The following is a 15484-nucleotide window of genomic DNA, read 5'->3' as shown; positions in this document are numbered from 1 at the left end:
TGTTGACATTTCATAATTTTCAAGCCTACTTTCCGCGACTTGTTCGCGGAATCGAGAGATTTTGCGCAAAACAAGAATATATTGCGCCAATAAAGATTGAATTGGATCCCGCGAACAAGTCGCGGGACGTCGAAATTTGAATTATCAACAGAACCTAAGATTCAGCACTGGAACTTATAGATTGCCAGGCTTGATGAATTTCAGCGAGCAACATATTCGACTGAGCTAACAAATCTTCATCATTGTTCAGATTGGCTTTCAGCAATATATGCTGGATGTATTCATATATCTTGTGAAGATTTACAGCGATTTCACCACCTTGATCCTGATTCAGGCTTGATTTTAAACCTTCTACAATGGTGATTGCTTTTCCAATGTGCTCACCCTTATCCTTAATTTGTTTCCTTTGGATATTTCCTTGTGCGGTGGCTATATGCGATCGCGCCCCTTGCAGGAGTAATTCAATGAGTTCATGAGGGGATGCCGTATCAATACGAGTTTGCAATTCAATTGATTTGTATTGATTTGAAATTTGTGCGTATGGATTTTTCATCTCTGTAGTCTCATTTTATTTTTTAATTTGGGGTAAATTAGCCAATTGCTGAGTTAAAAATCCGCTGGTGTTTTGAAGTTGGGTCAGCAGTGTATCAAGCGCAGTAAATTGTTTTAAATACCTGGCTTGAATGGAGTCGCTGCGTGTATCGATAACGTCTTGAACTTTTCCCAACTGTTTCACCTGATTGTTTAACTGAGTTGCTCTGACATTTAAGTCTCCTTCGGTACCCATATAAGAATCTATTAATGAATTCATTAATACTGCGATGCCATCTGTGACTACCACTTGTCCTCGTGATCCAGTAGAGCCAGACAGGACGTTGAGGGATAATCCGCTCAGTGCTCCACTCCCTTTTAGCGTGATACCGTCAGAGGAGGTCGCAGAAAGAGAACCGATAGTTCCTGACATACTGACGCCTGGTGTAAACTCACTCAGAGCTACATCATAAGAGCCTGCTTTTACATTCGTATTGACTGATTTGATTCGAATGTTTGCATCAGTTGCTGAGGCTGTTTTTGCAAACAAGGAACCAATATCTTTATAATTAGTGTCAAGGATTTTTTTATATTTATCTTGATTGATTTCCAATAAACCCTGTTTATTGGTGGTAATACCTAAATCAGCTAATGATTTGATAGGACTGGATCCAGTGTTTATTGGACTGGTAGCCCATTTGTTCAGATTGAGCTTCAGACTTCGAAATTGAGGATCACCCTGAAATACTCCGCTTTGTTTGGTTGTAGAATTGTAACCGGTTAAATTGGTGAGAAAGGTCATCGTGTCATTATATTGTTTAATAAAATCATTCACCAAACTGGACAATTGATCTTTATTATCATCAACATTTAACGTGATCTGTTTTCCAATCTCTGCTTTTTTTAAGTTAAGTGTGACACCGGCTATCGCATCCTGTAACTGGTTACTGCTTTGACTTAATGTTAGTCCATTAATCTTTACAAGACTGTTTTGTGCACCTATTGTTTCTGTTAACGCATTGATCCCTGCTGTAGGATCATAATTTAATGCAGCAATGTCTCCCGTAATTTTCATAGCATAATTTTCGCCGGTTTTTGAGGAGGTTAGGGTAAGCCGCGATCCCGTATTGTCTTGTACTATACTGGCGGTTACGGATGTTCCTGCGTTATTAATAGCATCACGTACTGCGGCAAGACTGTCGCTTCCTGGAGCAATCGTAACGGATAAGGGCGTGGCTGTAGCGTTAGGAGTAAATACGGTCTTATCGCCATTATAGGTGCCAAAATTTATCGTCATAGTACCGCTGCCGGTATTGGTCATGTAGTTACTGGCAAGGCTTTGTTGTTGAGCCAGCTTTTGAATCTCAATCTGGTATGAACTTTTAACTGCCTGTGGTGTTATCGATGTTGAGAAATAATCCTGATCGCTCATAGAGTATTTCATGTTATAAAACTGACTTAAGTCCGATAACTTGGTTAAAGAGGCCTGGAAATTAGATAAATAACTTTTTAATTGTCCAATTGCGGACAATTCAGTGTTTACGTTAGTTAACTGTTTGTCGTGACGGACCTGTGCTGGTGTAATTTCGGCTTTGACTAATGCATCAACCAAAGTTTTTACATCTAGTCCTGAACCCACGCCTGGTGATGATAAACTCATATAGTCCCTTAATTAAATTGGTTTAAAATGGTACTCTTTATTAATTCACATTGAACAGGTCCATTTATTAAACGTGCTTATCTATAGAACCACTTATTATTTCATCAAGCAAACTTAATAAATGCAAGTATTCATCTGATGGCATTTTGCGTATTACTTTATCTGACAATTTATCGGAAACAATGGTCTGAATCAGACCTGTTGCTTCATCCAATGTCTGCTTTGTTTCAGGATCCTTGACAGAACCTACAGTGCTTTGTTGCTCCACACTGGCAACTTCATCTGCGTCAAGCAGAGATTCATTCTGGTTTGTTTGACTGATTGAAGGTGTAGATTCAATTTTCATTTCATACTCCTTTATACCCAAATTACTTTGGGGTACAAACTAATTAAGGTGCAGCAAACGCTGCACCTTAATTGTTACTTCATTACCGACCTAACAAGGATAGAACAGATTGTGGCATGCTGTTCGCTTGAGCCAACATTGCTGTACCAGCTTGTTGCAGGATTTGATTCTTGGTTAAATTTGCCATTTCTGCAGCGTAGTCAGCATCAAGAACCCGACTGCGAGCAGCGGATAAGTTATCTGATACGTTTTGAAGGTTAGCAATTGTAGAGTCAAATCGGTTTTGCAACGCACCCATGCTTGCGCGGTTGGCGTTTACACTGTTCAATGCTGAGTCAATACGCTTGATTGCAGTTTGGGCTCCATCGGCAGTGCTCACATCCAGAGAGTCAATTCCTAGAGAGTCTTTTGCAATTGCAGCGCTCAGGCCAACAGTAGCTACTGTACCACCAATGTTGATTGTATCTGTAGCGCTTATTGACAGGCTTCCCCGTAATACACCATCGAAGTCACCGCCTGTAACAGTTATACCATCAGTACCCGCAGTAAAACCGGTACCACTTTCAGTTACGGTAATATTACGACCATCAGCTGCAGTTAAGGTTAAGTCACCACCATTTAAGCTTGCAATCACACCAGTTTGATCACTTACACCATTGATTGCGTCACGGAGGGTGGAGTTGGTCATTGCTGTTGCAACGTCCTGACCAGTGAATATCGCAACACCGTTAATTGTCAAGTTGTAAGTATCAGCAGCAGTACCACCGATGGCTCCTACTGTTTGAGTACCGGAAGTAGATGCAGTTACAGATAATCCGGCTACCCCAGCATCGTTAATGGCAGCAGCTTTAGCATATGCAGATGTACCGTCTTGACCATCAAGCGAGCCTGCAAATCCGGCAGATGAGTTGATGGTCGTGGATGAACCACCTCCAATGGAAATCGTAATGTCAGTAGCTGCAGCTCCAGATACCTCAGTACCTGTTTCAGTAGCAATACCTCCAATTGAGGATGCTTTAACACTACCAATGCTGAACGAAATGGTTTGGTTAGCGTTCGCACCGACCTGGAAACTGGCGTTAGTGAATGAGCCGTCCAGAATTCTTTGACCGTTGAATTCTGTATTATTAGAAATACGATCTAACTCACTTTGTAATTGTGATACCTCACTCTGAATAGATTCACGGTCAGATGAGTTGTTAGTTGAGTTTGCGGACTGTACTGATAATTCTCTCATACGTTGCAGGATGTTGGTCGTTTCTTGCATCGCACCCTCAGCTACCTGAGCCAGTGAGATACCGTCATTAGCATTTCGAACAGCCTGGTTCATACCGCGAATCTGGGCCGTCATACGTTGAGAAATTGCCAAACCGGCAGCGTCATCTTTTGCGCTGTTAATTCTAAAACCGGATGATAATCGTTGAATTGATGTTTGCATTGCGTTCCCTGACACCCCGAGGTTTCTTTGGGCCGTCAACGACGCTACGTTGGTATTAATTACTTGAGCCATGATTTAGTCTCCTCAGACCTGAATCCTTGTTTATTGTTCGATAAATTCATTATTTTTCTTGCAAATTTACCGTACCCACTATTGTTATCGGAACAGACCCGAAAAACTTTAGTGCGCTTAGTACACTTTTTTAAAAAATACAAAAAATTGGCTAATAAAATTAGGATGTTATGATTTTGGTCATTATGAGTTAAAAGTGGTGTAGAGCATGTGTTGGGTAGATTTAAATCATTAATAATGAGAAAATGCGGAACGTGAATGTGATCCCATCAGGGGGCTGTATCTGGAAGTTTTAGTCCCATGACTTGGTCACTTGGTTCCTGATAATGAATGGCAGAGCATGATGTGTTAAGTATATCTTCTCTTTTGTGTATAATAATAATCGATTCACTATATATATAGGTTCTAATTTATGAGCTGGTTTAAAAAACTATTACCGTCCAGGATACGTACTGAAACCTCACAGAAGAAAGGGGTTCCTGAAGGATTATGGGTTAAATGTTCAGGATGTAATGAAGTGCTTTACAGTACTGAGCTGGCAAAAAACCTCATGGTATGTCCATCATGCAATTTTCATCATCGAATTTCAGCGCGCACACGAATTGCTCAGTTTCTTGACGAGGCTGGTCAGGAAGAAATTGCAGCACATCTTGAGCCGCAAGACAGATTAAAATTCAGGGACTCTAAAAAATATAAAGACAGAATTTCCCAAGCTCAAAAAGCTACTGGTGAAAAAGAAGCTCTTGTTGTTGTTAAGGGAACCTTATCCCAACAACCCATTGTAGTCAGCTCTTTTGAATTTAATTTCATGGGTGGTTCAATGGGGGCAACCGTCGGTGAAAAATTTGTTCGTGCAATCAATATTGCTACCAAGGAAAAACGCCCTTACATCTGTTTTACTGCAAGTGGCGGCGCTCGGATGCAAGAAGGTTTGTTCTCTTTAATGCAAATGGCTAAAACTTCAGCTGCTTTGGCTAAATTCGCTGAAACCGGATTGCCTTTTATTGTCGTATTGACTGATCCAACTATGGGTGGTGTTTCTGCCAGCTTTGCCAGTCTGGGGGATGTCATTATAGCGGAACCTAATGCTTTAATTGGTTTTGCAGGTCCCAGAGTTATTGAACAGACTGTGAGACAAACATTACCCGAAGGATTTCAACGAAGTGAGTTTTTGCTGGAGCACGGACATATAGACATGATAGTTGAACGCAAGAATCTGCGTTCTACGATTTCTGAATTAGTCGCCAAATTGACGGGTAAAAATTTAGGGAGTCAATTTGCCTAGTCCGTCAAGTGAGTGGGATTTAAACCAGTGGTTACTTAATCTGGAATCCCGTCATGCTCAGGAAATCCAATTGGGTTTAACACGAATCAGGGCAGTAGCAAAAGAATTAGATCTGCTTGCCCTGGATTGTAAAATAATTACTGTGGCGGGTACTAATGGTAAAGGCTCTACAGTATCTGCTCTTGAAACAATATACCATACCGCCGGGTATCGGGTTGGGGCATACACCTCCCCGCATCTTATCCAGTTTAATGAACGCATTCGAGTCAATTTAAAGCCTATAGCGGATAAGGATTTGTGTCATGCTTTTCAGGTTATAGAACAGGGACGCGATGACGTTCATCTGACCTATTTTGAAATGACGACATTGGCTGCATTATGGTATTTCAAAAATCAACATCTTGACGTGCTGATTCTTGAGGTGGGATTGGGCGGTCGACTGGACGCGACAAATATTATTGATACAGACTTAGCAATTATTACGACTATTGACTACGATCATCAGGAGTTTTTGGGTACCACTCTGGAAGCCATAGGCAATGAAAAAGCCGGTATTTTGCGATTGAAAAAACCATTTATTTATGCAGATGTAAATCCTCCCGCAAGCATTCTTCATGTGGCAAAAGACCTTGATTCACCGAGTTTTTTGTATTCAAGGAATTTTTCATTCCAGCTTCATGAGTCGATTTGGAGCTTTGATTTTGCAGGCAGAACGATCTCTGAACTGCCAATTCCTTGCATACAACTAAAATCTGCTTCCGCTGCTATTAGCGCCTGTTTATTGCTGGAAGGGGAATTACCTGTATCAAATGAACATTATCGTGCTGCAATGAAGTCTTTGTTTTTGCCAGGAAGATTGCAGTTGTGCAAAAGGGGGGATGTAACTGTATTATACGATGTATCGCATAATCCTCAATCTGCCCGTCTCTTGGCAGAGCGAGTCAAACACTTGAGAATCAAAAGTAAGGTACATGCAGTATTTTCCGCATTGAGAGATAAAGATATTTTTGGTTTAATTATACCTCTAAGGGATTGTGTTGATCGATGGTATCCTGCACAATTAGATAACAAACGAGCTGCCAGCGCAGATTTTCTGTTGTCGCAATTCAAGGGGGCAGAAATTGGTGCAGATTTATGCTACAATTCTCCGCTTCTTGCTTTTGAACAGGCTTGGAATAATGCTGAAGCTGGAGATTTAATTGTTGTTTATGGTTCATTTTTTACGGTTAGTCAGGTAATGGCTGCCCAACATAACACTTTGGAGCAGAAGGAGAGTCAATGAAACTGGTAATGGATGAGAAACTGAAACATCGTTTAATTGGTTTGGCCGTTATTATTTCATTAGGCGCAATATTTGCACCTGCCGTTTTGAAAAAATCCAGCCAAAATCTTGAAAATAATTACAGTGTTAATATCAAATTACCACCAAAACCTTTAGTACCTGATGTGGTTTCTACCAATGAGAAGGATGTTTTTAAAACCATCAAGGTCGCTAAAGTTAAAATTCCTGCGGTTTCTGATGAGAATCAGTTGTCTGAGTTGGTTCGGGCAGAACCAATTAAGTCCGATCTGGTGAATACGAATAAGGCTGTTTCAGTGGCGAACATTGAACCTGAACTTAAATCAGAACCAGTTCAACTTGCATTAAATCAGGCTGCTAAATCCACTGCAAAGCAAACGATAGCGAAACAAACCGTAGTGAAACAAACCGTAGCTGCAGCTGCCGTAAAACGTAAAAGTCCAGCACCTGTTGTCGCCGCACGCAATAAACCGATTCCAAAATCGACAAAAGTGCTTTCTGTCGCCAAAGCCAAAAACATCCCTGCAAATAAAAAAGACTTATACGCGCTTCAATTGGCATCTTTTTCCCAAATATCCAATGCACAATCACTGGTAAAACGCTTACAAACCAAGGGCTATAAAGCGAATTTTATAAAGACTGCCAGCAGAAATGGAGCCGTATATAAAGTATACGTTGGGCACTCCCCTCGCAAACTGGATGTAATGAAATTAAAAAATCAATTAGCTAGTGCCATGCAGCTTAATGGCTTCATTGTGAATACCGGAGTGAGTTAACCATGCAACTACAATGGGTTGATATTGCCATCATTTCTGTCATTAGTTTATCCGTTTTGACTGGATTATTTCGAGGATTTGTAAAAGAGCTCGTCGCATTGTGCGTCTGGGTTCTGGCTATATGGTTAGGAATTAACTATTCGCAAAGTCTCGATCCCTGGCTTCAATCTTATATACAGGAACAATCAGCACGCACCGCTATTGCTTTTATAATCATCATGTTCGGCACTTTATTCGTAGGCGGTGTGATTAATGCCATTCTCAGCTTTATATTAAAACGTGCCGGATTAAGTGGTACGGATAGAACCTTGGGTATGGGATTTGGATTTGTACGAGGTGTGTTTATCGTTGCGCTTCTTATGGTTGCAGTTAAAATGACTTCCTTGCCGTATCAACAGTACTCTAATGATTCAAAGCTTTATGCGCGTTTTGATCCCGTGGTTTCATTGCTCTACGCTCATTTGCCTGAATTTATTAAACAGGTTAAAGCTGTAGATCAAACCGAAAACATTATTGATACAATGCCCACAACTTAATGTACTCATAAACTTTTTTGGGTAATTCTTTATTAACATCCAGGTTTTGTTTTAGTTTATTGCGTATATCAGTTGACGATATTGCATAATCTCCTGCATCAAAAAAGCAGATGATTCCTGATTCACTGTTTAATAACTCTTTTTTAGAACAATTTTTGTTAGCGGCAATGAGGTGTGCAAGGGCTTCTGGTACAGGAGTTCTCTTGTAGTGCTCTCTGTTAATGACTACCAGATTGGCTAGTTCTTTGATTTGATTCCATTGATACCATTGAGGCAATGAAAGAAAAGAGTCATATCCAATGATTAAGCTAATTGATGCGTGTGGATAGTCCTTTCTAAAGCTTTGTAAAGTTTCAACCATATAGGACGGAGAGTCGCGATTGATTTCTCTTAAATCGATACTAAACTCTGGCAGTTTTTTTAAAGCCAGCTTGAGCATTTCTATTCTTTGTTCATTGCTCGCATGTGCAGGGGGTTTTATTGCCGGTATTTTACAGGGCAGAAAATAATAGGAATTAAATTGATAATAATTCTGCAGGGTAATACTTGTTTCGATGTGCCCGTTATGAACCGGATCAAAGGTTCCTCCAAAGATTGCTATACTGTGCATTGCGTTCCTAAACTAAGAGACAGGGTCAGTTTTTCCAGGGAATTCCATACCTGGGTATTGAGGCTGGATTTGATCTGTTCATCAATAGCTTTACAATAACAGAGCAGCTGCTGTAAATGCATCTCATCGAATCGCTTGATGGCTAATTGATATAAATTGACTCGTTGAGCCCAGATTTTTAATTCACTGCAGGCGTTTTTAATATTTGTTCCTAGTCGAACCAAAGAAGATAACTGGAGTAATAAACGTACCTCTTGAGTAAGCATCCATAAAATTAATGTTGGTTCAGATTTACTGTTAACCGCTTGTCTCAGGATTTGGATTGCTTTATCTGCTTGTCCTAGCAGGCATGCATCAACCAGTTCATACAGAGAATAATCGCACTGATCGAATAAGTGCTCTAATGCCAATTGAGATGTAATCTGGCTACCCGGAGGGTTGCATAAGGCAATTTTTTCAATTACCTGAGCGCAAGCAAGCATATTTCCTTGAGTATATTGGTAAATTAGGTCGGCTATTTGAGGGGTACTATTCAATGAGTTCAATTTAAATTGAGATTGAATCCAGCTTTTCATTGCATCCGAGCTTAATGGATAGGCTACTACGACCAGAACCTGATTGTGATTGGACAACCAGGTTAATTGTTTTGCTGGAATGTTTGGCGCTCTGATAATAATAAAGCAGCGAGGGTTAATTGCGTTAAGGTATGCAGTAAGAATTTTTTTTCCTGCAGCATCTATGGATTTTTTATCATAGAGAATATTGAGTAAAATCGTATCGGAAAATAAGGAGTAACTGTTTGCTTCCTCCATCACGGTGTTCCAGTCTTCCGAAGATTGAACGGCAATTATTTTTTCATCACAGTCATGCATCTGTTTAATCGATGACTTGATACTATTAAGGGAATCCTCAATAAGGTAGTTATCTTGTCCAGTTAATACGTAGACTGGGTCAAGTTTTTTCTGGATTTGCTGTTTAAGCAATTGATGTTTTATCTGCATGATATATTTTTTTAATTGTAAGTTTATATCCATCCACCAAAATGCTGTTTGCGATTGTGATTAACTCAACAGAAAGAATCAACTATTTATGGCTAATTCGGTTAAGAATTTGGATAACCGTGTCTTGGTGCATTTCGTTTAATAAAATAGCTTGCTCCTCGTTAGAACCTAGGATTCTGTCATTATTGATAGTGAGCTGACGAGTGACCATGACTTGTTTTGGGGCTTTAATTATTTGACCTTTCGATGTTTGTAGAGAAAACAGAGTAGTCATTATTAATTGATACTGTCTTGGATTGGTGCTGGCACCAATACTGATGATTTGTTGCTGTACATTGGATTTATTGATAATTAACCAATATTTTGCGGTGGCAGGATCAGGATTTACATCAATTTTGTATCCTTCCAATTGTGTTTTCATTTTTGAAATTAAATCTTTATCTCCATCCCTGGAGATAATGGATACATTGTTGAGCCACTCTGGAACATCAATTATCCCACGCAGATGAAATCCGCAGGCGGTTAAAAGAATGGTCAAAAGCACGGTGATGCAATATTTTGCTTTCATCAACCTGCAACCAGATTAATTAGTTGTCTGTGTGAGACTACTATAGCTTTCTTGATGCTAAGGTTTTCCAGAAAACTTTTGGCATGCTGCTTGGCTGCCTCAATTAATTCATCTTCTGTAGCCTCAGCACTTGCTGTAAATTGCGCTCTTAGCTTTCCGTTGACCTGAACCACATAATCTACTTCTTCTGTTTTTAACGCACTTTTATCGACTTTTGGCCATGGCGCATCAATAATTGCTTTTTCAAAGCCCAGTTGCTGCCAAATATGGTGGCAAATATGGGGTGTTATTGGCGCAAGCAATTTAAGCAGAATGCTCATGCTTGAATGGATGAACATTTTATCGTCTTCGGTTTCGATGGTATACGATGAGATTTCGTTAAATAATTTCATGCAACCCGAAACAACGGTATTAAATTGATTTCTCTCGTAGTCATTATTTGCTTGAGCCAGTATTTGATGAACAACATGTCGTGATTTTTTTAAACGATTTTCAGTGTGTTGCCAATCGATAATACCATTACCACTTAAAATAATGTCATTAATATCAATGAATAAATTGATGTGTTGATGAGCAAAAGCCCAAACTCGCTTGAGAAAACGATGCGCGCCTTCAACTGCAGCATCAGACCATTCTAATGATTGTTCTGGTGGTGCTGCGAACATAACAAAAAGACGGGCTGTATCCGCGCCATAGGTATCAATCAGATGATTGGGATCAACCACATTGCCGATGGATTTGGACATTTTATGTCCATCTTTTAATACCATACCTTGGGTTAACAAGGCTTTAAATGGTTCATCTGAATTAACAAGACCTTCATCACGCATCAATTTATGGAAAAATCGCGCATAAAGTAAATGCATGACTGCATGCTCGATACCGCCAATATATTGATCAACTGGTGTCCAGTACTTGGCTCTATCGTCAAGCATGGCACTTTCCTGGCCTTTGCAGGCAAAACGAGCGTAATACCAGGAAGATTCTACGAAGGTATCAAAGGTATCAGTTTCCCTAATTGCATCTTGTCCGCATTTTGGACAGGATACGTTAACAAATTCAGGGCATTGCGCAAGAGGAGAGCCTGCACCAGTAAATTCTACATTTTCTGGTAATGTGACTGGAAGCTCCTCTTCCGGAACGGGTACCACGCCACATTGTTCACAGAGTATCATGGGAATAGGAGTTCCCCAGTATCTTTGTCGGGAAACACCCCAGTCACGAAGACGGTAATTAATCGTTGCTTTACCTGCTTCATGCGTTTCAAGAAACTGGGTGATTGACTCCACGGCCTGAGAAGAATGTAATCCGTCAAATTGTCCTGAGTTGATTAATGTTCCTTCACCAGTATAAGCTGATTGAGTCAGATCATGCTGTTTCTCGTGATCCGGTTTTATCACTTCTATAATTGGAAGTTGGTATTTATGGGCAAATTCCCAATCACGTTGGTCATGAGCAGGAACAGCCATTACAGCTCCTGAGCCGTATTGCATGAGGACAAAGTTGGCAACCCAGACAGGAATATCTTTACCCGTGATGGGATGAACTGCAGTCATTCCTGTATCAATCCCACGTTTTTCCATAGTGGCCAGTTCTGCTTCGGCCATTTTTGTTCCCTGGCAACTGTCTAAAAAGGCTTTAACCTCTTCGTTGTGAGTTGCTGCTTCCTTTGCTAACGGATGATCGGTTGCCACTGCAAGATACGTTGCGCCCATCAGCGTGTCTGGTCGAGTCGTATAGATTTTAAGGCGTTTTGGGTAATTATTTACATTGAAATAGATTTCTGTCCCAATGGATTTACCAATCCAGTTGCGCTGCATCTGTTTTACCTGAGCTGGCCATTCATCCAAAGTATCCAGAGAATTCAGCAATTCATCAGCATAGGATGTAATTTTTATAAACCATTGCGATATTTCTTTTCGTTCTACTAAGGCACCGGATCTCCAGCCCCGACCATCAACCACTTGTTCGTTTGCTAAAACAGTCTGGTCAACTGGATCCCAGTTTACTACGGCATTTTTTTTGTAGACCAGGCCTTTTTCAAATAATCGAATGAAAAACCATTGTTCCCAGCGATAATATTCAGGATCACAGGTGGTTAATTCGCGTTTCCAGTCATAAGCATTACCCAATCGTAAAAATTGCTCTTTCATTGCAGCAATATTTTTCTTGGTCCATACTGCTGGCGGGATCCCGTTTTTAATTGCGGCATTTTCAGCAGGAAGGCCGAAGGCATCCCATCCTATAGGCTGAAGGACGTTTTTACCAAGGGCTCGTTGATAACGGGCTATAACATCCCCCAAGGTGTAATTGCGGACGTGCCCCATGTGTAGGGTTCCGCTGGGATAGGGGAACATAGATAAACAATAAAACTTCTCTTTGTTTAAATCTTCGGTTACATTAAATGATTGTTTTTTATGCCAATATTGTTGAGCTTGATCTTCAACTTCTTGGGGTTTATAGGTAATATCCATAGTCCAATTAAATTAGTGACTGTAAAGCGCTTAGGATAACCCCTCTTGTCCTCGCCAGCAATAGATTATTGCTTAGTTAATCGTCTAACCTGCAAAAGTAGTGCAAAAATAAGAATTAATGAGCATAAAAAAATCACCGGGTATTCATTCCAATGAATCCAGGGTGTGGATCCTACGGCAGGAAAAATCTCACTTTGTAAAATACCAGAACTAAAGGGTGGAAGGCTATCGAGAACCTCTCCCTGATTATTAATTACAGAGGATAATCCATCGTTATTCACTACAACCTGGTATCTTCCAGTAAGCAAAGACAGCATTTGTGCCATTTGTAACTGCTGATAGCTGGCGAGTGAACGGCCAAACCAACCGTTATCGCTAATGGAAATGATCCACTGAGCCATGGGCATCTGCAATCTGACGATATTGGGATAAGCGATTTCATAACAGATTAAACTGGCTATGGGATGATTCGCGACATTGATTAATGGCTGATGTGGTCTTCCTGGAAGGATATTGGGTTCGGGTAAATTCATCCACCGATTAATTGCTACAAAGGGCTTGGGTATGTATTCTCCAAATGGAACAAGGTGATTTTTAACGTGTACCCCTCGTGCCGTTCCGAGGCTTATGATCGAATTATGGTAATGTGTCTCATTAGTGTCCGTTGGTTGTAAAATACCAAGAATCAGGGCGCTTTTTGCTTTTAATGCTTTCTCATGAAGACGATCCAAATAATCCTCAAGATAGCTCGCAGGCAAGGGTATTGCAGACTCTGGTAGAATAATTAATTGTTTTCCCAAAAGCTGTTCGGTTGTTTGTTCGTAATATTTTAAAAGTTTCCAAAATAAACTTTCATCCCATTTATCACGCATGGACAGGTTGGCTTGAATAACTCCTATAGAAACGGGATCATTTTTAACCTGTGTCCATTGGATGTATTTGCCGGCAGCAGGAATGATTAGGATTAAGACAAAAGCGCTGAGATAGTAAAAACGCCTGATTGATTGTTCGCGAATTCCAACCGCTAATAGGCAGGCAAGAAAGACACACAGGAAACTTAAACCATGAAGGCCAATAATTGGCGCAAGGTATTTAAGCGGGGTATCGATTTGCGTGGTTCCGGCGATTAACCAGGGAAAACCGCTGAATAGGGAGGCTCGAATTATTTCGCTAAAACACCATAAAGTACTAAACAACAACAGGGTAAGCAGTTTATAGGGAGGTTGCTCAAGTATTTTAAATAACCACACAACCAAAGCAGGGAATAATGCCAGGTAGGCGATAAAAGCCAGAGTCGTTATTCCTGCGAGCAGATAGTTTAATTCGCCATAATCGTGGATGCTGACAATAACCCATGATACCCCAAAACCAAAATAACCTAATCCAAAGAGGAAGCCGAGCATTAGACCTTGTTTCCTGGTACAGTTGAGCGCCAACGAAAATAACAGCGCCAGACTTATAATAGTGATTCCGGGCATATGGAATGGGGCAAACCCCAAAGGGCCCAAGAGACCTGCAAAAAAAACTGAAAGATAAGTCAAATAATTGTTCTTTATTGAAGATTCCATTAATAAGGTGTTGGTAAGAGCTGCTGGCTTCATGAACTAATCGTATTGATTAAAGTGGTCAAGATAAATGACTAAGCCATTAAGGTCAAGTTATATAGAAAAGAGAAGCGATATGGCAGGATTATCAACTGAAAATTTACTACATTCCTGCATGGATTTTTTTGTTCTGTCTATCAAATCAGTTTTATTTTGTGTAGGATAAACACGTTTTACAAAGGAGAGGGATTGTATGTATAACGTAATGATTACTGGTGCTGGGAAGATAGGTAGCTTGATTGCTTGTTTATTGGCTGATAGCGGGTCTTATCAAGTTCATTTGGCAGATGTGGATTTTAATGGTTCTGATGTTAAACGATTATTAGCCGCATTGCCTGAAATAAAAACGGTTGCTTTGGATGTTAAAGATGAACAATCCACTCGAGCCTATTTAGAAAAACACAATATTATCGCAGTCATTTCTAGTTTACCGTACTTTTTAAATACACATGTGGCACTTGCTGCAAAAGCTGCTAAAGCTCATTATTTTGATTTAACCGAAGATACTGCTGTTACCGAAGCGGTTAAAGCAATCGCAGAGAATGCTGAAACTGCATTTGTACCACAATGCGGTCTGGCTCCTGGTTTCATCAGCATCGCGGCAAACACTCTGATGCAGGAATTTGACCAATGCCATCATGCTAAATTAAGAGTGGGCGCACTGCCTCAGCGAGCTAATAATGCCCTTCATTATTCATTAACCTGGTCTACTGACGGGGTGATTAATGAGTACGGAAATCCATGCTATGGTATTGAAGCCGGCAAATCTGTTGTGATGGCGCCTCTGGAAGGTTTGGAATCCATACAAATCGACGGTTGTGAATATGAGGCATTCAATACTTCTGGTGGTCTGGGTAGTTTGGGTGAGCTCTATTCGGGTAAAGTTCAATCCATGAATTATAAGACAATGCGATATCCTGGGCATTGTGAAAAAATGCGCTTATTAATGAATGATTTGCGATTAAATGAAGATCGATCTACTCTAAAACGCATATTGGAAAGCGCAATTCCTAAAACTTATCAGGACATAGTTATTGTTTATGTGACTGTTGAAGGAATCAAGCAAGGTGAGTTGACTGAAAAAAGTTATGTCAAAAAAGTGTATCCTGAAACTATTCGTGGTTTGGAATGGTCTGCTATTCAAGTAAGTACTGCTTCTGGTGTTTGTGCTGTGGTGGATTTGGTATTGGGTCAGGCAAATGAGTACAAAGGATTAATCTTACAGGAACAGTTCCATCTGGATAGGGTTCTGAATAATCGCTTTGGTCAATACTACGCTTAGG

Annotated in this window: 14 protein-coding genes; 5 read left to right on the top strand and 9 right to left on the bottom strand. The window is 40.3% G+C overall.

The window, feature by feature from the left end:
* Nucleotides 1-154: 154 nt before the first annotated feature.
* The 4 genes from fliS to ELY21_RS04025 all read right to left on the bottom strand — a co-directional run bounded on the left by fliS (nt 155) and on the right by ELY21_RS04025 (nt 4047).
* Nucleotides 155-553 (bottom strand): flagellar export chaperone FliS, encoded by a 399-nt coding sequence (gene fliS, locus ELY21_RS04040; RefSeq protein WP_028384450.1) that lies wholly within the window; start codon nt 551-553, stop codon nt 155-157.
* A 15-nt stretch (nt 554-568) separates the two neighbouring features.
* Nucleotides 569-2191, bottom strand: a complete 1623-nt coding sequence (fliD, locus tag ELY21_RS04035; protein WP_127107117.1) for a flagellar filament capping protein FliD — start codon at nt 2189-2191, stop codon at nt 569-571.
* 67 nt (nt 2192-2258) lie between these two features.
* Complete coding sequence (locus ELY21_RS04030; protein WP_127107115.1) at nt 2259-2537, bottom strand: hypothetical protein; 279 nt, start codon at nt 2535-2537, stop codon at nt 2259-2261.
* 82 nt (nt 2538-2619) lie between these two features.
* Nucleotides 2620-4047: a flagellin gene (locus ELY21_RS04025; protein WP_127107113.1), complete on the bottom strand. Its 1428-nt coding sequence runs from the start codon at nt 4045-4047 to the stop codon at nt 2620-2622.
* A gap of 412 nt (nt 4048-4459) precedes the next feature.
* Here ELY21_RS04025 and accD point away from each other — a divergent pair, with 412 nt between their 5' ends.
* From accD to ELY21_RS04005, 4 genes are read left to right on the top strand one after another with little or no spacing between them, the layout of a single operon-like run.
* A complete protein-coding gene (gene accD / locus ELY21_RS04020; RefSeq protein ID WP_127107111.1) occupies nt 4460-5332 on the top strand; it encodes an acetyl-CoA carboxylase, carboxyltransferase subunit beta in 873 nt (290 codons plus the stop codon).
* Nucleotides 5325-6614, top strand: a complete 1290-nt coding sequence (gene folC, locus ELY21_RS04015; RefSeq protein ID WP_127107109.1) for a bifunctional tetrahydrofolate synthase/dihydrofolate synthase — start codon at nt 5325-5327, stop codon at nt 6612-6614. Before accD ends, folC begins: the two co-directional genes overlap by 8 nt.
* The gene (locus ELY21_RS04010) at nt 6611-7408 is read left to right on the top strand and encodes an SPOR domain-containing protein (RefSeq protein ID WP_127107107.1); all 798 of its coding nucleotides are present in this window, start codon (nt 6611-6613) and stop codon (nt 7406-7408) included. The genes folC and ELY21_RS04010 overlap by 4 nt, the downstream gene beginning before the upstream one ends.
* Before the next feature lie 2 nt (nt 7409-7410).
* Nucleotides 7411-7944: a CvpA family protein gene (locus ELY21_RS04005; RefSeq protein WP_127107105.1), complete on the top strand. Its 534-nt coding sequence runs from the start codon at nt 7411-7413 to the stop codon at nt 7942-7944.
* Here the strand turns inward: ELY21_RS04005 and nadD are convergent.
* The 5 genes from nadD to lnt form a co-directional block, all read right to left on the bottom strand.
* The gene (gene nadD, locus ELY21_RS04000) at nt 7919-8554 is read right to left on the bottom strand and encodes a nicotinate-nucleotide adenylyltransferase (protein WP_127107103.1); all 636 of its coding nucleotides are present in this window, start codon (nt 8552-8554) and stop codon (nt 7919-7921) included. The genes ELY21_RS04005 and nadD overlap by 26 nt on opposite strands.
* Nucleotides 8542-9555 carry a DNA polymerase III subunit delta gene (gene holA / locus ELY21_RS03995; protein WP_127107161.1) on the bottom strand — a complete coding sequence of 338 codons (1014 nt, stop codon included), beginning with the start codon at nt 9553-9555 and terminating at the stop codon, nt 8542-8544. The genes nadD and holA overlap by 13 nt, the downstream gene beginning before the upstream one ends.
* Before the next feature lie 82 nt (nt 9556-9637).
* Nucleotides 9638-10123: an LPS assembly lipoprotein LptE gene (gene lptE, locus ELY21_RS03990; protein WP_127107101.1), complete on the bottom strand. Its 486-nt coding sequence runs from the start codon at nt 10121-10123 to the stop codon at nt 9638-9640.
* The gene (gene leuS, locus ELY21_RS03985) at nt 10123-12597 is read right to left on the bottom strand and encodes a leucine--tRNA ligase (protein ID WP_127107099.1); all 2475 of its coding nucleotides are present in this window, start codon (nt 12595-12597) and stop codon (nt 10123-10125) included. The genes lptE and leuS overlap by 1 nt, the downstream gene beginning before the upstream one ends.
* A 65-nt stretch (nt 12598-12662) precedes the next feature.
* Nucleotides 12663-14198, bottom strand: coding sequence for an apolipoprotein N-acyltransferase (gene lnt / locus ELY21_RS03980; protein WP_127107097.1), 1536 nt, complete (start codon nt 14196-14198; stop codon nt 12663-12665).
* A gap of 196 nt (nt 14199-14394) precedes the next feature.
* On the opposite strand from lnt, the gene ELY21_RS03975 reads away from it, so the two are divergent.
* Complete coding sequence (locus ELY21_RS03975; RefSeq protein ID WP_127107095.1) at nt 14395-15483, top strand: saccharopine dehydrogenase family protein; 1089 nt, start codon at nt 14395-14397, stop codon at nt 15481-15483.
* Nucleotide 15484 lies beyond the last annotated feature (1 nt).

This window comes from Legionella sp. km535, assembly GCF_003990085.1.
GTDB lineage: Bacteria > Pseudomonadota > Gammaproteobacteria > Legionellales > Legionellaceae > Legionella > Legionella moravica.
Note: the sequence above shows the minus strand (reverse complement) of the source record. Positions and strands in the feature narration are given on the sequence as shown.